Genomic DNA, 18429 nt, shown 5'->3' on the forward strand with positions numbered 1-18429 from the left:
AGCGGGGCCTTGACGAACTTGTGCGCGACTGGCGCTGCCGGACTTGGCGGTGTGGGACCCTGGGCATGCGCACTGGCCGCAAAACCGGCGGCGACAGCGACGGCGATGAGTGACTCGATGACTTGCATTTGAAGCCTCCTTGATCTGTTCGGTTAGGCGCAGGCAACGATGATCGACACCCTTCCCCCAAGCTTCGCGAGAACGAGCGCGGCTCCAGTATAGTCAAAAAGCATATATCGCTGCTAGCGGCGGGATCAGGGCGTGCAGGCACAGGGCGGCATCCTCGATCGAGGAGAGTTTGCGCCAGGCAGTTCGCGCTGCCGGTGACGGCAGGGTTCCGGCAGCAGGGACTGCGCCGGACGGGCAGTCGAGGCGAAACGTTCCCGTACCCCCGGGAGCAGGCGGAAACGGTTTCAGCAGAGGGAGGGGATCAGGGCCGGCAGGCCTGCCCGGTGGCACGGAGCCTCCGGGCAACATGAGTCAGCCAGCGGTCGGAGGTGTCAGCGAGACGGGCGGCGACCGCGTCCGGGCAAGGGTCGCCGGACAGGATGGGCGAGGCGGCGCGCCCGTAGTCTTACCAGCTCGGTGCCGGCGCGCTGGGCGGCGGTGGCGGTGGTGCCGGCAGCCAGGCACCCGAGGCGCCATAGACCGCCGCAGCGGCGACGATCACGGCGACGATGAAGGCGACGATGCCGCCGCCCTTGGCCGACCCGGCCCTGGCCTCGGCGCTGCCTTCGGGAACCTCCTTGTAGCCGGTGATCATCGGCCGTACCAGGTTGTTCTTCTTCACGTGCTTGTAGAACATGATCACGCCGACGTGCAGGGCGACCGTCGCCAGCAACAACTGGAACAGGCCTTCGTGCAGTTCGCCGAGCGCGTCGCTGGCCTGCTTGCCGACCAGGTCGAAGAGCGGGCCCTGGAAGGCGATGTCGTCGTTGGCAAAGAGGCCGGTCGCCGCCTGGACGAGCACCAGCGCCAGCAGCGCGAACACTGCCAGCGCGCCGACCGGGTTGTGGCCGACGCCCTGCCAGGTCCCCTTGCGGTAGGCGGCGATCGAAGCCGCCGACGGGAAGAACTGGCCGAAGCGCGCATAGGTCGAGCCGATGAAGCCCCATACCAGCCGGAAGACGATGAGGCCGATGATCGCCAGCCCGATCTTGCCGTGCCATTCGATCGCGTTGCCGCCGACCTCGCCGGTGATGAACGCGGCGGCGACGAGCAGGAACAGCGACCAGTGGAAGACACGGGTGGGAAGGTCCCAGACCTTGATTCGAATGCTCATGATCACCTCAAACGACTGCGCCGTCGGCGTTGGCGCCTTCGATCTGGCGCTTGACCTTGACGAACTGCTCGCGCGAAACGCCGAGCCACATCACCAGCGGGCTGGCCACCAGCACCGACGAATAGATGCCGAAGCAGATGCCGATCGTCAGCGCCAGCGCGAAATTGTGCAGCGTCTCGCCGCCGAAGATCAGCATCGCCAGGACCATCATCTGCGTCGAGCCGTGCGTGATGATGGTGCGCGAGATCGTGCTCGTGATCGCGTGGTCGAGCACCTGCGGCGTCGTCAGGCCGCGCGCCTTCCTGAAGGTTTCGCGCACGCGGTCGAAGACGACCACCGACTCGTTCACCGAGTAGCCGAGCACCGCCAGCACCGCCGCCAGCACCGAGAGCGAGAACTCCCAGCCGAAGCAGGCAAAGCAGCCGAGGATGATGATCACGTCGTGCAGGTTGGCGATGATCGCCGACACCGCGAAGCGCCACTCGAAGCGGAAGGCGAGGTAGATGACGATGCCGATGACGACCAGCAGCAGCGCCATGGCGCCGTTCTCGGCGAGTTCCTTGCCGACCTGCGGACCGACGAATTCCACCCGGCGCAGGGTCGCTCCCGGCGCGCCCGCATCGAGCGCGGCCATCACCGCCTCGCCGGCCTTGGCGGTCGCCTGCTCGGCCTGCAGCGGCAGGCGGATCAGCACGTCGCGGCTCGAACCGAAGTTCTGAACCGCGACTTCGCCATAGCCTGCCTTGGCCATCGCGCCGCGCACCTTTTCGAGGTCGGCAGGCTGCGCGTAATTCACCTCGACCAGCGTGCCGCCGGTGAACTCGACCGAGAGGTTGAGCCCGTTCCAGAAGAGGAAGAAGACTGCGGCGACGAAGGTGACGAGCGAAACGATGTTGAACTTCAGCGCATGGCGCATGAAGGGAATGTCTTTACGGATGCGGAAGAATTCCATTTTTTTCGCGCTCCCTTATTTGGCCTTGTTGGCGCCGAGATTGGCCTTAAGCTGAGTGGGTCGCGCCCCCTTGGCGGCGAGGATTCCCTTCGCTGCGGGCGCCCCGGGCGCAGCGGCGCCGGCCGGCGCGGCTGCGGAGCCCGGCGCTGCTGCCTGCCAGGCCACCTGGCCGATGGCCAGCGAGTTGATCTTGCGCCGTCCGCCGTAGATCAGGTTCACCAGCGCCCGCGAGACGACCACCGCCGAGAACATCGAGGTCAGGATGCCGAGGCAATGCACCACGGCGAAGCCGCGCACCGGGCCCGAGCCGAAGATCAGCAGTGCGATGCCGGCGATCAGCGTGGTCACGTTCGAGTCGAGGATGGTCGCGAAGGCGCGCTCGTAACCGGCACTGATCGCTGCCGCCGGCGTCATCCCGTTGCGCAGTTCCTCGCGGATGCGCTCGTTGATCAGCACGTTGGCGTCGATCGCCATGCCCAGCGTCAGCGCGATGGCGGCAATGCCGGGCAGCGTCAGCGTGGCCTGCAGCATCGACAGCAGGGCGACGAGGAAGAGCAGGTTCACCGACAGCGCGACGACCGAGACGAAGCCGAACAGGGTGTAGTAGGCGATCATGAAGACAGCGATCGCGGCGAAGCCCCACAGCGTCGAGTCGAAGCCCTTCTTGATGTTGTCGGCACCGAGGCTCGGGCCGATGGTGCGTTCCTCGATGATCTCCATCGGCGCCGCCAGCGAACCGGCGCGCAGCAGCAGCGCCGTGTCGTTGGCTTCCGTCGTGCTCATGCGGCCCGAAATCTGCACGCGACCGCCGCCGATCTCGTCGCGGATCACCGGCGCGGTGACCACCTCGCCCTTACCCTTCTCGATCAGCAGGATCGCCATGCGCTTGCCGACGTTCTCGCGCGTCACTTCCTTGAAGATGCGTGCGCCGGCGGAATCGAGGGTGAGGTGCACTGCCGGTTCCTGCGTCTGGTTGTCGAAGCCGGGCTGCGCGTCGGTCAGCCGCTCGCCGGTGAGCACCACCTGCTTCTTCACCAGCAGCGGGTTGCCGCCGCGTTCGACGTAGAGTTCGCTGCCGAACGGGACCTCGCCGGCCTGCGCCGCTTCGAGCGCACCCGGCGTGTCGTCGACCATGCGGATTTCGAGGGTCGCGGTGCGGCCGAGGATGTCCTTGGCTTTCGCGGTGTCCTGCACCCCCGGCAACTGGACGACGATGCGATCGGCGCCCTGCTGCTGGATCACCGGCTCGGCGACGCCGAGCTCGTTGATCCGGTTGTGCAGCGTCGTCATGTTCTGCTTGAGCGCGTAGTCCTGCAGGCGCTTGATCGCCTCCGGACGCAGGTTGCCGACGAGTTTCAGGTCTTCACCCTGGCCCTGGTCGGCGAGCTGCAGGTCGGGCTGCGTATCGGCGAGCACCTTGCGCGCGCGCTCGCGCGTCTCGGCGTCGCGGAAGCGCAGTACGACACGCTCGCCCTCGCGCGCGATGCCGGCGTGGCGGATGTTCTTGTCGCGCATCAGCGTGCGCAGGTCGGCGCCGAGCGAGTCGAGCCGCTTGGTCTGGGCGCCCTTCATGTCCACCTGGAGCAGGAAGTGCACGCCACCGCGCAGGTCGAGGCCGAGGTACATCGGCAGCGCCCCCATGCCGGTGAGCCACTGCGGCGAGCTGGAGAGAAGGTTGAGCGCGACGACGTACTGCGCGTTCTCGGGATCGGGATTGAACTCCTTCTCAAGGAGATCCTTCGCCTTCAGCTGCGTGTCGGTGTCGTGGAAGCGCACCTTGACGCCGACCGGGTCGAGGAACAGCCCGTCGTTGCCGACGGCCGCGGCCTGCAAGGTCGATTCGACGCGGGCGAGCGTCTGCGTGTCGACCTTGAGCGTCGCCTTGGCGGAGGACACCTGGACGGCAGGAGACTCGCCGAAGAAATTCGGCAAGGTATAGAGAAGGCCGATCACCAGCGCGATGACGACTGTGGCGTATTTCCAGAGCGGATAACGGTTCATGGCCTGCGGCGGGATGGGTGGATGGAGTGATGCATTGTGAAGGGACGGGGGCGCCGAGGCCCCCGCGGGCAGAGCCGGCTTACAGGCTCTTCAGCGTGCCCTTCGGCAGCACGAGCTGCACGGCCGCCTTCTGGGCGACGACTTCGACACCCTCGGCGAGTTCGAGCGCGATGTAGGTGTCGCCGACCTTGGCGACGCGACCCGCGATGCCGCCCTGGGTCAGGACCTCGTCGCCCTTGGCCAGCGCGTCGACCATCGCCTTGTGCTCCTTGGCGCGCTTCATCTGCGGCCGGATCATCAGGAAGTAGAGGACGACGAACATCAGGACGAGCGGGATGAACTGCATCAGCCCACCGGTCGGATCGGCGGCGGCTGCGGTCTGTGCGTATGCGGAGCTGATCAGCATTTGGTCTTCCTAAGCTAAACCCATGAAAAGAAGGGCGCATTGTAGCACCCCGCCATGCGGGGGACGGCGCCCGTGGCGCGCCGCAAGGGCGCGCGAAGGCTGCGGCCGGCTGGCCTGAGGCCTACAGGCGCTGTTCGAGCCAGGCGGCGACCGAAGCCAGCGCCACCGGCAGGCGCGCCGGGTCGTTGCCGCCGGCCTGAGCCAGATCGGGACGTCCGCCGCCCTTGCCGCCGACCTGCTGGGCGACGTGGTTGACGAGATCGCCGGCACGGACACGCTTGACGAGGTCGGGGGTGACCGCGGCGATCAGCGTCACCTTGCCGTCGGAGACCGCGGCCAGCACCAGCGCCGCGCTCTTCAGTCGATCGCGCAGCTTGTCGGCGAGCTCGCGCAGGGTGACGACATCGGCGCCGTCGATCTCGGCGGCAAGCACCTGCACGCCCTTGACCGCCTGCGCCTGCGCCGCGAGCGCGTCGCCCTGGCTGGCGGCGAGCTTCGACTTCAGGCGCGCCACCTCCTTCTCCAGCGCGTGCGCGTGTTCGAGCGTCTGCGCGATCTTGGCCGACAGCTCGCCGAGCGGCGCCTTCAGCGTCGCCGCGGCGGCGTCGAGCAGCGCGCTCTGCTGCTGTGCCCAGGACAGCGCGCGCTCGCCGGTGATCGCCTCGACGCGGCGCACGCCGGCAGCGACGCCGCTCTCGCCGACGATCTTGAACAGGCCGATGTCGCCGGTGCGCGTCACGTGCGTGCCGCCGCACAGTTCCTTCGACGAACCGATGGTCAGCACGCGCACTTCGTCGCCGTACTTCTCCCCGAACAGCATCATGGCACCGGTCTGCTGCGCTGCCTCGATCGGCATCACGCGCGCCTCGGCGGCGGCGTTGATGAGGATTTCGGTGTTCACCAGGGCCTCGACGCGACGGATCTCGTCGTCCGAGAGCGGCGCATGGTGCGCGAAGTCGAAGCGGGTGCGCTCGGGATCGACCTGCGATCCCTTCTGCTGCACGTGGCTGCCGAGCACCTCGCGCAGGGCCTTGTGCATCAGGTGCGTTGCCGAGTGGTTGCGCACGGTCTGCGCGCGCGCGGCCGCGTCGACGCGGGCCGTGACGCCGTTGCCGACCGCCAGCGTCCCGGTGCGGACGATGCCGTGGTGGCCGAACACGGCGGCCTGGATCTTCTGCGTGTCCTCGACCGCGAAGATGCCATGCACCGAGCGCAGCTCGCCGCGGTCGCCGACCTGGCCGCCGGATTCGGCATAGAACGGCGTCTCGTCGAGGACGACGACGCCGAACTCGCCTTCGTGCAGTTCGTTGACCGCGACGCCGTCCTTGTACAGCGCCAGCACGTTGCCCTTGCAGTCGAGCCGCTCGTAGCCGTGGAAGGTCGTCTGCGGTCCCTCGTAGTCGAGCGCGGCGGCCATGCGGAACTTGCCGGCGGCACGCGCCTGCTCCTTCTGCCGCGACATCGCGGCGTCGAAAGCAGCCTCATCGACGGTCACGCCGCGCTCGCGGCAGATGTCGGCGGTGAGGTCGAGCGGGAAGCCGTAGGTGTCGTGCAGCTTGAAAGCTAGAGCACCCGGTAAAGTAAGCCCAGCCCAGTTACGCACTACGAACAAGGCCGAGTTTGCATCATCTTTAACTGCCAAATTCTTTACGACTGGTTCTGGCAATCCCGCATGAACATAAATGGAATGAACTAAACGCCCCCCCAGGTCGCCAGATATTTCATTTAGGTGGCAATGCGTGAGATCGTCGCGGATACGATTGAAACCAAACAAATTCCATTCGCGATGCGTCTCGGCTGCTTGTTGCGCATCCATCCCCGCATCGAGAATTTGCATTCCAGTCTCAAGCGTTTCAAAGAAGCGTTCTTCTTCCTGTTTCAGCACGTCGATGACGCGAGCCTCGCCCTTGACCAGTTCCGGGTACGCGGAACCCATCTCGGCGACGAGGTCGGGGACCATGCGGTGGAAGAAGGCCGCGCGCGCACCGAGCTTGTAGCCGTGGCGGATGGCGCGGCGGATGATGCGCCGGAGCACGTAGCCGCGGCCCTCGTTGCCGGGGATGACGCCGTCGGCGATCAGGAAGGAGCAGGCACGGATGTGGTCGGCGAGCACCTTCAGCGACGGGCTGTCCATGTCGGCAGTCTGCGTCTCGCGCGCGGCGGCCTTGATCAGCGCCTGGAAGAGGTCGATCTCGTAGTTGCTATGCACGTGCTGGAGCACGGCCGAAATGCGCTCGAGGCCCATACCGGTGTCGACCGACGGCTTCGGCAGCGGATGCATGACCCCGGCCTCGTCGCGGTTGAACTGCATGAAGACGTTGTTCCAGATCTCGATGTAGCGGTCGCCGTCCTCGTCGGGCGATCCGGGCAGCCCGCCGGGGATGTGCTCGCCGTGGTCGTAGAAGATCTCGGTGCACGGGCCGCAGGGGCCGGTGTCACCCATCATCCAGAAATTGTCGGAAGCGTAGCGCGCGCCCTTGTTGTCGCCGATGCGGATCACGCGCTCGGCCGGGACGCCCACCTCCTTGGTCCAGATATCGTAGGCCTCGTCGTCCTCCGAGTAGACCGTGATCCAAAGCCTGTCCGCGGGCAGCTTGTACACCTCGGTCAGCAACTCCCAGGCGTAGCGGATCGCGTCATGCTTGAAGTAGTCGCCGAACGAGAAGTTGCCGAGCATCTCGAAGAAGGTGTGATGCCGCGCCGTGTAGCCGACATTCTCGAGGTCGTTGTGCTTGCCGCCGGCGCGCACGCACTTCTGCGCCGTGGTCGCCCGGCTGTACGGACGCTTGTCGAAGCCGAGGAACACGTCCTTGAACTGGTTCATGCCGGCATTGGTGAACAAGAGCGTCGGGTCCGCGTGCGGCACCAGCGAACTGGAGGCGACGATCTGGTGCCCCTTGGAGGCGAAGAACTGGAGGAACTGCTCGCGGATTTCGGCGCTTTTCATCGTAGGGAGACCGGCAGGCCGGAACGGATGGGAAGCGCGCGATTCTAGCACGGGGGCGTTATAAAGCCATGAGGGGGGCAGTTACGGGGACGGTATAAAGCCACCGGGACGCCGTGCTTGATTCGTCGAACCAAGCAGGGCGTCCCCGCAAGCATAATCAGAACACGGGGCTTTCCTTCAGTGCGCGCGGCAGCACGGCGTTGCCGCGTTCGACCGCGTCGTCGAGTGCCTTCTTGGCGGGCTTGCGGTCGGCCCAGACGGCGTCGAGCTCGTCCTCGACGATGATGCGCAGCGGTTCGATCTGCGAGACGCGCAGCGAGCGCGCAGCGGTCCTGCCCTGCAACTGGCGCTGGGCGACCTTGACCGCGACCACACCTTCCCTGAGTGCGCTGCTCTTCACCGCTGCGTTCGCTGCCGGCGTCATCGGCAGGAAACCGCCCCGGGCCGTCAGCGCCACCTGCACCTCAGGCGTCAGCAGGAAGCTGACGAGCTGAGCGGCGCCCTTGTATTCGGCCGGCTTGCGTCCCGCGGCGACCCACAGCGAGGCGCCGTCGGCGAGCGTGTGCTGCGGCGCGCCGCGCACGTCGTCGTGATAGGGAAGCGTCGACACGCCGATCTCGATGCCGGGCTTGTCGTGGATGCGCGCGTAAAGCGCCGAGCTGCCGGTAAGCATGCCGCACTCGCCGTCGGCAAAGCGCTGCTCGGCCTCGTCGCGATGGCCGAAGGTGACGAAGAAACGACTCTTGTACCAGGAGCTGAGCATCGCGATGTGCTTGACCTGGACCATGCCGTTGAACACCAGACGCCCCTTGTCGTCGGCGATACCGCCGTCGTTCCAGACACTCAGGTTGTCGACATGCACCCAAGCCGGCCACGAGGTCGTGTACGGGCACTTGCTGCCGGCGTCGAACAGCTTGTCGGCGGCCTGCTGCACCTCGAACCAGGTGCGCGGCGGCGTTTCCGGGTCGAGGCCCGCGGCGCGGAACGACTCCTTGTTGATGTAAAGCACGGGGGTCGCCAGCGCCACCGGCAGCGCCACCAACCGGCCCTTGGCGTCGGCGATGCCGGCACGCAGTTCGGGCGACAGGCGCGCCGGATCGAGCGCCATCTTCTCGGCGCGCATCAGGTCGGAGACCGGCTTGAACTGGGCGCGCTGGGCGACGAAGCCCGACAGTTGCTCGCGTGTCACCAGGTTGAGGAGCTTCGGCGCCTCACCCTCGACGCGACGCAGCAGGCGCACCTGGTAATCCTTGTGCGAGGAATTGAAGCGATCGATCAGCGGCTGCAGGCGTTCGGCCTGCACCTCGTCGAGCTGATGCGCAAGTTCGACTTCAAGCGGAGCGGCAGGCGCCGCGGGCGGCTTCTGCGCAGCAGCACGCGCCGACTGCTGCGGGGCAGCCTGAACGAGGCCGGCGACGAGCAGCGCAGCGAGCAGGAAAGGGGTTCGCATCTCGACTCCTGAACGACGAAAGTCGATCATTATAGACCCGGAAAGCGGGCGCGCCCGAGCGACAGGGATGCCCGCGGTAAGCTGCGTCCATGCGTCCGGGCACCCGGACGCCGGCATCGCCTGACGATTGCACCGACGGCGAACGGCCGGGAGTGTATAATTGCTAGCTGATGTTACTGATAAAATACAAATTGGAAGGCATGGCCGATGCGGTTTGACGAACTCGGGCTGGCGCCCGAACTCCTGAAAGCCATCGCCGAGCAGGGCTACACCGAACCGACGCCGATCCAGGCGCAGGCGATCCCGCTGGTGCTCTCGGGCAAGGACCTGATGGGCGGCGCGCAGACCGGTACCGGCAAGACGGCGGCCTTCACGCTGCCCCTGCTCCAGCGCATCCTCCCCTTCGCAACCCCGAGCCCCTCGCCGGCGCGTCATCCCGTGCGCGTGCTGATCCTCGCACCGACGCGCGAACTGGCGATCCAGGTGCATGAATCGGTCGCCGCCTACTCGAAGTACGTTCCGCTGCGCAGCCTGTGCGCCTACGGCGGTGTCGACATCAAGCCGCAGATCGCCGAGATCCGCCTCGGCGTCGAGGTGCTGGTGGCCACGCCCGGCCGCCTGCTCGACCTCGTCGAACAGCGCGTGCTCAATTTCGGCAGCGTGCAGGCGCTCGTCCTCGACGAAGCCGACCGCATGCTAGACATGGGCTTCATCCCCGACATCAAGCGCATCCTCAACCTGCTGCCGCAGCAACGGCAGAGCCTGCTCTTCTCGGCGACCTTCTCCGAGGAGATCAAGAAGCTCGCCGACACCATGCTGAAGTCGCCGGTGCTGGTCGAGGTTGCCAAACGCAACACGGTCTCGGAAACGATCACGCACCGCGTGCATCCGGTCGCCGCGGTCTCCAAGCGCGCGCTGCTGATCCGCCTGCTGCGCTCTGACGAGTTCAAGCAGGTGCTGGTGTTCACGCGCACCAAGCTGGAGACGGCGCGGCTAGCGCGCGACCTGCAGAAGGCGGGAATTGCCGCCGACGCGATCCACGGCGACAAGAGCCAGCTCGAACGCCTGAAGGCGCTCGAGGCGTTCAAGAACGGCACGGCGACGGTGCTCGTCGCGACCGACGTCGCCGCACGCGGACTCGACATCGACGAACTGCCGCACGTGATCAACTACGAGTTGCCGCACACGCCCGAGGACTACGTGCACCGCATCGGCCGTACCGGCCGCGCCGGCAAGAAGGGCACCGCGGTCTCGCTGGTCGCCGCCGACGAGGTGCAGTACCTCGCCGACATCGAGAAGCTGATCAAGATCCAGGTCGAGCAGGTGCCGATCCCGGGATTCGAGCCGGAGAGCGACTGGGAATACCCGCCGAGCGGACGCAAGAAGACCGGGCTGCGCCGTCTGCCGGCGACGCCGCCAGCGGCCGCCCGCGAGGGACAGCGCCCGAGTTTCCAGCGCGAGCGCGGGCGCGCCCCGCAGCGCCAGCCGTCGACCGTCGCCGCCGACGGCTTCGACTTCAGCAAGCCCTACGAACCGCCACCGGCAAGCGAGAGCGAACAGCGCAGCCCGGCCAGCACCGGCGAAGCGCCGGCCCGCCCGCGCCGCGTTGTCGCCGCCCTGCTCGGCGGTCTCGGTCGAAAGTAAGCGCAGCGCCGGGAAGCAGCCTCAAGGAATCGTCGTGAAGTTCCTGCTCAAGCTGGCGAGTGCCATCGATGCACTGACCGAGCGCATCGGCAAGGCGGCGATCTGGCTGGTGCTGGTCGTCGTCCTCATCAGCGCCGGCAACGCGCTGATGCGCTACACGATCAACTACAGCTCGAACGCGCTGCTCGAAATCCAGTGGTATCTGTTCGGCGCGATCTTCTTTTCCTGCGCGGGCTACGCGCTGCTGCACAACGCGCACGTGCGCATCGACCTGATCGCGGGCCGCTTCTCCCGGCGCACGCAGACCTGGATCGACATCTTCGGCCTCGTCTTCTTCCTGCTGCCGATGGCCATCGTGGTCCTGGTGCTGTCGTGGCCGGTGTTCATGCAGGCGTACATGACGGGCGAAATGTCGAACAGCGCCGGCGGCCTGATCGTCTGGCCGGCACGGCTCCTGGTGCCGGCCGGCTTCTTCCTGCTCATCCTGCAGGCCATCTCCGAATTGATCAAGCGCGCAGGCTTCCTCAAGGGGCTGTGCCCCGACCCGATCGACCTCGACAAGCCGAGCGCCGAGGAGGAACTCGTCGCCGCGATCAAGGCACGCAAGGACGAGGCGCAGGAGGGAGGCGTGCGATGAGCGAGTTCATGATCGCGAACATGGCGCCGATCATGTTCATCTCGATGATCGCCTTCCTGCTGGTCGGCTTCCCGGTCGCCTTCGCGCTGGCGGCCAACGGCATCGTCTTCGGCCTCATCGGCATCGAGCTCGGCCTGCTCGGCCCGCAACTGTTCCAGGCGCTGCCGGACCGCATCTTCGGCGTCATGGCCAACGAGACGCTGCTGGCGGTCCCCTTCTTCACCTTCATGGGGCTGATCCTCGAGCGCTCGGGGATGGCCGAGGACCTGCTCGACACGATCGGGCAGCTGTTCGGGCCGATCCGCGGCGGCCTCGCCTACGCGGTGATCTTCGTCGGCGCGCTGCTCGCGGCGACCACCGGCGTCGTCGCAGCCTCGGTGATCTCGATGGGGCTCATCTCGCTGCCGATCATGCTGCGCTACGGCTACGACAAGCGGCTGGCCTCCGGCGTCATCGCCGCCTCGGGGACGCTCGCGCAGATCATCCCGCCCTCGCTGGTGCTGATCGTCATGGCCGACCAGCTCGGCAAGTCGGTCGGCGACATGTACGCCGGCGCACTGATTCCCTCGCTGCTGCTGACCGGTCTGTACGTGCTCTTCGTGCTCGGCGTCTCGATCTTCAAGCCGGCCTGGGTGCCGGCGCTGCCGCCCGAGGCGCGCCCCCTGCACGGCAGGAAGCTCGTGCTGCGCACGCTGACGACGCTGGTGCCGCCGCTGCTGCTGATCTTCCTCGTGCTCGGCACCATCTTCCTCGGCATCGCGACGCCGACCGAGGGCGGCGCCATGGGCGCTGCCGGCGCGCTGCTCCTCGCCGTCCTGCGAAGGCGGCTCGACTGGAAGCTGCTCAGGCAGGCGATGGAGAGCACGGCCAAGCTGACCACCTTCGTCGTCTTCATCCTGATCGGTGCGCGCGTATTCTCGCTCACCTTCTACGGGGTCGATGGCCACGTCTGGGTCGAGCACCTGCTCGGCGACCTGCCCGGCGGACAGATCGGCTTCCTGATCCTCGTCAACCTGATGATCTTCGTGCTGGCGTTCTTCCTCGATTACTTCGAGCTCGCCTTCATCGTCGTCCCGCTGCTGGCGCCGGTCGCCGACAAGTTGGGCATCGACCTGATCTGGTTCGGCGTGCTGCTGGCGATCAACATGCAGACCTCCTTCCTGCACCCGCCGTTCGGCTTCGCGCTCTTCTTCCTGCGCTCGGTGGCACCCCCGGCGGTGAAGAGCACCCACATCTACTGGGGAGCACTCCCCTTCGTCGGCATCCAGATCCTGATGGTCGCCATCGTCATCGCCTTCCCGCAACTGGTGACGGGCAACCTCGACAAGGCGCAGGAGGTCGACCTCGACACGATCAAGATCGAGGCACCGACCTACGAATTCGAGGCGCCACCGCCTCCGGGCGAGACCGGCGAGCCCGAAGCCCCTCCGGCGAACTGAGCCCGCCTCGAAAACACGACGGGGGCTGCGCCCCCGTCCGTGATCCTTAAGCCCTGATCAGGCTGCCGCCAGCTGCGGCCTACTTGCGGCTAAACATGATGTTCGCGTACGACCCGTCGGCGATTCGCGCCCAGGCGTTCTGGTCGTCCATGAACTTCTTGTAATCGGCATAGACCTTCTTGAACTGCGGGTTGGCGGCCGAGATGTCGGCGTACATCTGCGTCGCCGCCTTGTAGCACACCTCCATCACGTCCTTCGGGAAGGGCTTCAACTGCACGCCGGCGGCGACGAGCTGCTTCAGCGCGGCCGGGTTCTTCGCGTCGTAGCGCGCCAGCATCTCGGTGTGCGCGTCGGCCGCCGCGGCGCGGAACGCCGCCTGGTATTCCTTGGGCAACTCGGCCCATTTCTGCGCATTCACATAGGCCGAGATCTGCGGACCACCTTCCCACCAGCCCGGGTAGTAGTAGTACTTGGCGACCTTGTTGAAGCCGAGCTTGTAGTCGTCGTAAGGACCGACCCACTCGGCGGCATCGATCGTCCCCTTCTCCAACGAGGGGTAGATGTCGGCCCCCGAGATCTGCTGCGGGACGACGCCGACCTTGGCCAGGACCGCACCGGCCATGCCGGCGATGCGCATCTTCAGCCCGTTGAGGTCGGCCGCGGTCTTGATCTCCTTGCGGAACCAGCCGCCCATCTGCGCGCCGGTGTTGCCGCAGGGAAAGGCGACGATGTTCCACTTGGCGAAGAACTCGCCCATCAGCTTGGCGCCGTTGCCCTCGCGGTACCACGAATCGAGCTGGCGGTTGTTCATGCCGAACGGGATGGTCGTGTCGATGCAGAACGTGGGGTCCTTGCCGTAGTAGTAGTAGCCACAGGTATGGCCGAGCTCGACCGTGCCGTCCTTGACCGCGTCGAGCACGCCGGCGCCCGGGACGATCTCGCCGGCAGCGAAATGCTGGATCTGGAACTTGCCACCGGTGATCTCGGCGAGCCGCTTGATCAGGAACTCGCCGGTGCCGAACAGGGTGTCGAGGTTCTTCGGGAAACTGGAGGCCATGCGCCACTTGATCGTCGGCAGGTCGGCTGCGAACGCGGGAACGGCTGCACCGGCAGCGGCAAGGCCGACGCCGGCGTGCTTCAAGAAGGAACGTCTTTCCATGGATTTTCTTCTCCGGTAGGGGTGGGCAAACGACCGCCAACTAACGCAAGCAGATTACAACCAAGACGGGAGCGCGGGCAAGCTTCGCTCATGGACACGCCTTCGCTTGCCGCAGTTCCTTTCGCCGCCGGAATGGTGGACGGCGCCCGCGGGCACCTTCCCCATTTCTTAAGTCCGACTTAAGCTTCGGCCGCTACACTCCGCCGCATCATCCGAAAGGCCGCCATGAACAATTTCCTGCGAAGCTCGCTTGCCACCCTGCTCTGCCCCCTGTACCTGCTGGCCGCGCCTGCCGGCGCCGCCGACCAGGCAGCGCCGCTGCCGCTGAGCGCGCAGCAGGCGAAGGCGCTCGGCATCGAGAGCGAGACGCTCGCACGCGCCGGTGCCGGAATCGCCGCCGGGCTGCCCGCCGAGGTGCGCGTGCCGAACGAGCAACTGCGCATCGTCGCCGCCCCCCTGCCCGGAATGCTCACCGGCATCGAGGTCGCCGCCGGGCAGTCGGTGAAGAAGGGACAGGCGCTGGCCCGCATCGCCAGCCCATCGCTGCTCGGCGCCGAACGCGACTTCCTGCAGGCGGCGCAGGCGGCGCAACTGGCGGCGCAGGCGGCCCGACGCGACGAGCAGCTGTTCGCGGAAGGAATCATCGCCGAGGCGCGCGTGCAGGCGACGCGGACGAGCCACGAACAGGCCCAGGTCGCGCTCGCCGCGCGGCGCGAGGAACTGCGCCTGGCCGGCGTTTCCGATGCCGCGCTCCTGAGCCTGCAGCAGCAGCGGCGGCTGCCGAGCGAGGTGCTGATCACGGCGCCGATCGCCGGCGTCGTGCTCGAACAGTCGGTGCAGCCGGGCGAGCGGGTCGAAGCGGCAGCCGCGCTGTTCCGCATCGGCAGGCTCTCGCCCTTGTGGGTCGAGATCCAGGTGCCGGCAGCGCTCGCCGCCGAACTGCGCGAAGGGCTCGCCGTCAGCGTCCCGGTGAGCGGCGTTGCTGCGGCCAGCGGCAGCGTGATCAACGTCGGTCGCCAGATCGGCAGCGGCAGCCAGACCGTCACCGTTCGCGCGCGCCTCGACCGCGGCAGCGAGCGGCTTTCGCCGGGGCAGATGGTCGAGGCCTCGATCGACATCCCGGTCGGCGGCGGGGTCAACGCGAAGGAAGGAACCGGATTCCGCGTCCCGCAGGGGGCGCTGGCGCGCTTCGACGCCGGCGTCCATGTCTTCGTCGCCGAAGGCGAAGGCTTCCGCCCGCAGCCGGTGCAGGTGATCGGGCAGGCCGGCGATTACGTCCTCGTGCGCTCGCCCGCGCTCGACGCAAAGACGCGGATCGCGGTGAAGGGGCTGTCGTCGCTGAAGAGCGCGTGGACCGCGCAGCGCGACAAGGCAGCCGCCGAAGCCAGCGCGCGCGCGCCGGTCGCCGGCAGCGCAGGGAAGTAAGCGATGCTCGCCCGTCTGGTCCAGTTCTCGCTGTCGCAGCGCCTCTTGGCGCTGGTGCTCGCCGCGCTGCTCGTCGGCGCCGGCGTCCTCGCCTGGAACAAGCTGCCGATCGACGCCTTCCCCGACGTGTCGACGACGCAGGTGAAGATCATCATCAAGGCGCCGGGGATGACGCCGGAGGAGGTCGAGACGCGCATCACCGCGCCGATCGAGCAGGAAATGCTCGGCATCCCGAAACAGCGCATCCTGCGTGCGGTCGCCAAGTACGCGCTGACCGACGTCACCATCGACTTCGAGGACGGCACCGACATCTACTGGGCACGCCAGCAGGTCGCCGAACGCCTCGGCAACGTCTGGAAGGACCTGCCGGCGCAGGCTTCGGGGGGGCTGGCGCCGATCACGACGCCGCTCGGCGAGATGTACATGTTCACCGTCGAGGGGCCGATCTCGCTCGAAGAGAAACGCACCCTGCTCGACTGGACGATCCGCCCGCAACTGCGCACGCTGCGCGGCGTCGCCGACGTGAACAGCCTGGGCGGCCACGCGCGCGCCTTCGCGGTGAAACCCGACCCGGCGGCGCTGAACGCGCGCGGCCTGTCGCTCGACGACCTGAAGCGCGCCCTGGAGACCAACAACCGCAACGACGGTTCGGGGCGCATCGGCGAGGGCGAGGAAACGCTCCTGGTGCGCGTCGAAGGCGCGATCAGGACGCTCGACGACGTGCGCGCGATCGTCGTCAAGAGCGCGGCGTCGAGTGCCGGCGAGCGCGGCGTCGTCCGCGTCGGCGACGTCGCCACGGTCGGCATCGAGGCGATCACCCGCTACGGCGCGGTCACCCGCGACGGCCAGGGCGAAGCGGTCGAGGGGCTGGTGCTCGGCCTGCGCGGTGCCAACGCGCGTACCGTCGTCGATGCGGTGCGTACCAAGCTGGCCGAGATCGAGAAGACGCTGCCGCCTGGCGTCAGCCTGGAACCGCTCTACGACCGTGGCAACCTGGTCGAGCGCGCGGTCGGCACGGTGTCGAAGGCGCTGGTCGAGGCGATCGTCCTCGTCGTCGTCCTGCTGCTCGCCTTCCTCGGCAACCTGCGCGCTGCGCTGGTCGTCGCCGCGATCCTGCCGCTGTCGGCGCTCGGCACCTTCCTCCTGATGGACCTGTTCGGGCTGTCGGCCAACCTGATGAGTCTCGGCGGCCTGGCCATCGCCATCGGCATGCTGGTCGACGCGGCGGTGGTGATCGTCGAGAACATCGAATCGAGCCTGGCGCAGGGCGGCGCGACACGCAAGCTGCCGCTCCTGCACGTGATCTACCGCGCGGCGCGCGAGGTGGCAACGCCGGTCGCTTCGGGCATCCTGATCATCATCATCGTCTTCGTCCCGCTGCTGACGCTCGAAGGGCTCGAAGGCAAGCTGTTCATCCCGGTGGCACTGACCATCGTCTTCGCGCTCTCCTCCTCGCTCCTGCTCGCGCTGACGCTGATCCCGGTGCTCGCCTCATTCGTGATGCAACGCGGCGAACACCACGAGCCCTGGCTGATCCGCAAGCTGAACGCGCTCTACACGCCGGCACTCGACTGGTCGCTCGCGCACACGCGGCCGATGGTCGCCGGCGCGCTCGTGCTCGCGCTCGCCGCCGGCGGCGCCTACACCCTGCTCGGCAAGACCTTCCTGCCGACCATGGACGAGGGCGACATCGTCATGCAGCTGGAGAAGCTGCCTTCGGTCAACCTCGACCAGACCATCGAGATCGACAGCCGCATCCAGCGCGCGATCCTCGAGCGCGTCCCCGAGGTCAAACGCATCGTCGCCCGCTCCGGGGCCGACGAGCTCGGTCTCGACCCGATGGGGCTCAACCAGACCGACACCTTCCTCGTCCTGAAGCCGATCGCGGAGTGGCGCAATCCCGACAAGGAATGGCTCGGCGACCAGTTGCGCGAGGTGATGCAGGATTTCCCCGGCATCACGGTGAGCTTCACGCAGCCGATCGACATGCGCATCTCGGAGATGCTCACCGGCGTGCGCGGCGACGTCGCGGTCAAGGTGTTCGGTCCCGATCTGGCCGAGCTCTCGCACCTCGCCGGCGAGATCGAGGCCATCCTCAAGGCGACTCCGGGCAGCGAGGACGCCTTCACGCTCAGGAACGATGGCGTGCAGTACCTGCGCGTCGCCGTCGACCGCCTTGCCGCGGGCCGTCTCGGACTCGACGTCGACGCCCTGCAGTCCGCGCTGAAGAGCCTGGTCGAGGGGCAGCCGGTCGGGCTGATCGTCGAACCGAGACGGCGCACGCCGCTGATCGTCCGCGGCGACGGTGCCAACGGCGGCATCGAGGCCTTCAGCGCGCTGCGCGTCGCGACGCCGGCCGGCGGCACGGTGCCACTGGCGCAGGTGGCCAGGATCGAGCGCGTCGACGGGCCGGTGAAGATCGACCGCGAGAACGCACAGCGTTACGTCGTCATCCAGTCGAACGTGCGCGACCGCGATCTGGTCGGCTTCGTCGAGGAAGCGCAGCGCACGGTCGCCGAAAGACTGCCGCTGCCGGCCGGCTACCGCATCGTCTGGGGCGGCCAGTTCGAGAACCAGCAACGCGCCGCGGCCAGGCTGGCGATCGTCGTCCCGGTGGCGCTGGCGCTGATCTTCCTCCTGCTCTTCTCGACCTTCGGCTCGCTGCGCCAGGCCTCGCTGGTGCTCGCCAACATCCCGTTCGCGCTGGTCGGCGGCGTCTTCGCGCTGCTCGCCTCGGGCGAATACCTGTCGGTGCCGGCGTCGGTCGGTTTCATCGCGCTGCTCGGCATCGCGGTCCTGAACGGCGTGGTCATGCTCACCTACTTCAACCAGCTGCGCGCGCAGGGGATGGCGCTCGCCGAAGTGGTCGTCGTCGGCGCCAGACGCCGGCTGCGGCCGGTGCTGATGACCGCGTCGATCGCCGCCTTCGGCCTGGTGCCGCTGCTCTTCGCCAGCGGTCCCGGATCCGAGATCCAGCGACCGCTGGCGATCGTCGTCATCGGCGGCCTGGTCAGCTCGACCGCGCTGACCCTGCTGCTGCTGCCGCTCCTCTACCGCCGCTTCGGCGAGGCCCCCGCGACTCGATGA

12 protein-coding genes are annotated in these 18429 nt (G+C 67.4%); 5 read left to right on the forward strand and 7 right to left on the reverse strand.

Annotated elements, in window-relative coordinates:
- Positions 1-574: 574 nt before the first annotated feature.
- From CCR84_RS08735 to CCR84_RS08760, 6 genes are all read right to left on the reverse strand, one after another.
- Positions 575-1282 carry a cytochrome b/b6 domain-containing protein gene (locus CCR84_RS08735; RefSeq protein ID WP_201211420.1) on the reverse strand — a complete coding sequence of 236 codons (708 nt, stop codon included), beginning with the start codon at positions 1280-1282 and terminating at the stop codon, positions 575-577.
- Positions 1283-1289: 7 nt separating this feature from the next.
- Complete coding sequence (secF, locus tag CCR84_RS08740) at positions 1290-2234, reverse strand: protein translocase subunit SecF (RefSeq protein ID WP_201211422.1); 945 nt, start codon at positions 2232-2234, stop codon at positions 1290-1292.
- 15 nt (positions 2235-2249) lie between these two features.
- Complete coding sequence (gene secD / locus CCR84_RS08745) at positions 2250-4235, reverse strand: protein translocase subunit SecD (protein WP_201211425.1); 1986 nt, start codon at positions 4233-4235, stop codon at positions 2250-2252.
- A 79-nt stretch (positions 4236-4314) separates the two neighbouring features.
- Positions 4315-4641 carry a preprotein translocase subunit YajC gene (yajC, locus tag CCR84_RS08750; protein WP_201211427.1) on the reverse strand — a complete coding sequence of 109 codons (327 nt, stop codon included), beginning with the start codon at positions 4639-4641 and terminating at the stop codon, positions 4315-4317.
- A 121-nt stretch (positions 4642-4762) separates the two neighbouring features.
- The gene (gene alaS / locus CCR84_RS16965) at positions 4763-7588 is read right to left on the reverse strand and encodes an alanine--tRNA ligase (RefSeq protein WP_242508629.1); all 2826 of its coding nucleotides are present in this window, start codon (positions 7586-7588) and stop codon (positions 4763-4765) included.
- Positions 7589-7745: 157 nt separating this feature from the next.
- A complete protein-coding gene (locus CCR84_RS08760) occupies positions 7746-9038 on the reverse strand; it encodes an extracellular solute-binding protein (protein ID WP_201211429.1) in 1293 nt (430 codons plus the stop codon).
- A gap of 207 nt (positions 9039-9245) precedes the next feature.
- On the opposite strand from CCR84_RS08760, the gene CCR84_RS08765 reads away from it, so the two are divergent.
- From CCR84_RS08765 to CCR84_RS08775, 3 genes are read left to right on the forward strand one after another with little or no spacing between them, the layout of a single operon-like run.
- Positions 9246-10682, forward strand: coding sequence for a DEAD/DEAH box helicase (locus tag CCR84_RS08765; protein ID WP_201211431.1), 1437 nt, complete (start codon positions 9246-9248; stop codon positions 10680-10682).
- Positions 10683-10716: 34 nt separating this feature from the next.
- The gene (locus CCR84_RS08770; RefSeq protein ID WP_201211433.1) at positions 10717-11319 is read left to right on the forward strand and encodes a TRAP transporter small permease subunit; all 603 of its coding nucleotides are present in this window, start codon (positions 10717-10719) and stop codon (positions 11317-11319) included.
- Entirely contained in the window at positions 11316-12758 is a 1443-nt protein-coding gene (locus CCR84_RS08775; RefSeq protein WP_201211435.1) for a TRAP transporter large permease, read from the forward strand. The genes CCR84_RS08770 and CCR84_RS08775 overlap by 4 nt, the downstream gene beginning before the upstream one ends.
- A 79-nt stretch (positions 12759-12837) precedes the next feature.
- Here the strand turns inward: CCR84_RS08775 and CCR84_RS08780 are convergent, their stop codons facing one another.
- Positions 12838-13917 (reverse strand): TRAP transporter substrate-binding protein, encoded by a 1080-nt coding sequence (locus CCR84_RS08780; RefSeq protein ID WP_201211437.1) that lies wholly within the window; start codon positions 13915-13917, stop codon positions 12838-12840.
- Between the two features lie 225 nt (positions 13918-14142).
- On the opposite strand from CCR84_RS08780, the gene CCR84_RS08785 reads away from it, so the two are divergent.
- Positions 14143-15342, forward strand: a complete 1200-nt coding sequence (locus CCR84_RS08785) for an efflux RND transporter periplasmic adaptor subunit (RefSeq protein WP_201211439.1) — start codon at positions 14143-14145, stop codon at positions 15340-15342.
- A 3-nt stretch (positions 15343-15345) separates the two neighbouring features.
- A complete protein-coding gene (locus tag CCR84_RS08790; RefSeq protein WP_201211441.1) occupies positions 15346-18429 on the forward strand; it encodes an efflux RND transporter permease subunit in 3084 nt (1027 codons plus the stop codon).

The organism is Rhodocyclus purpureus (genome assembly GCF_016653115.1).
In the GTDB taxonomy this organism is placed as follows: Bacteria; Pseudomonadota; Gammaproteobacteria; order Burkholderiales; family Rhodocyclaceae; genus Rhodocyclus; species Rhodocyclus purpureus.

Coding starts and splice junctions, on each gene's coding strand:
- CCR84_RS08760 (WP_201211429.1), bottom strand. CDS start 9,038: ATGCGAACCCCTTTCCTGCTCGCTGCGCTGCTCGTCGCCGGCCTCGTT.
- CCR84_RS08790 (WP_201211441.1), top strand. CDS start 15,346: ATGCTCGCCCGTCTGGTCCAGTTCTCGCTGTCGCAGCGCCTCTTGGCG.
- CCR84_RS08780 (WP_201211437.1), bottom strand. CDS start 13,917: ATGGAAAGACGTTCCTTCTTGAAGCACGCCGGCGTCGGCCTTGCCGCT.
- yajC (WP_201211427.1), bottom strand. CDS start 4,641: ATGCTGATCAGCTCCGCATACGCACAGACCGCAGCCGCCGCCGATCCG.
- CCR84_RS08775 (WP_201211435.1), top strand. CDS start 11,316: ATGAGCGAGTTCATGATCGCGAACATGGCGCCGATCATGTTCATCTCG.
- CCR84_RS08765 (WP_201211431.1), top strand. CDS start 9,246: ATGCGGTTTGACGAACTCGGGCTGGCGCCCGAACTCCTGAAAGCCATC.
- secF (WP_201211422.1), bottom strand. CDS start 2,234: ATGGAATTCTTCCGCATCCGTAAAGACATTCCCTTCATGCGCCATGCG.
- alaS (WP_242508629.1), bottom strand. CDS start 7,588: ATGAAAAGCGCCGAAATCCGCGAGCAGTTCCTCCAGTTCTTCGCCTCC.
- CCR84_RS08785 (WP_201211439.1), top strand. CDS start 14,143: ATGAACAATTTCCTGCGAAGCTCGCTTGCCACCCTGCTCTGCCCCCTG.
- CCR84_RS08735 (WP_201211420.1), bottom strand. CDS start 1,282: ATGAGCATTCGAATCAAGGTCTGGGACCTTCCCACCCGTGTCTTCCAC.
- secD (WP_201211425.1), bottom strand. CDS start 4,235: ATGAACCGTTATCCGCTCTGGAAATACGCCACAGTCGTCATCGCGCTG.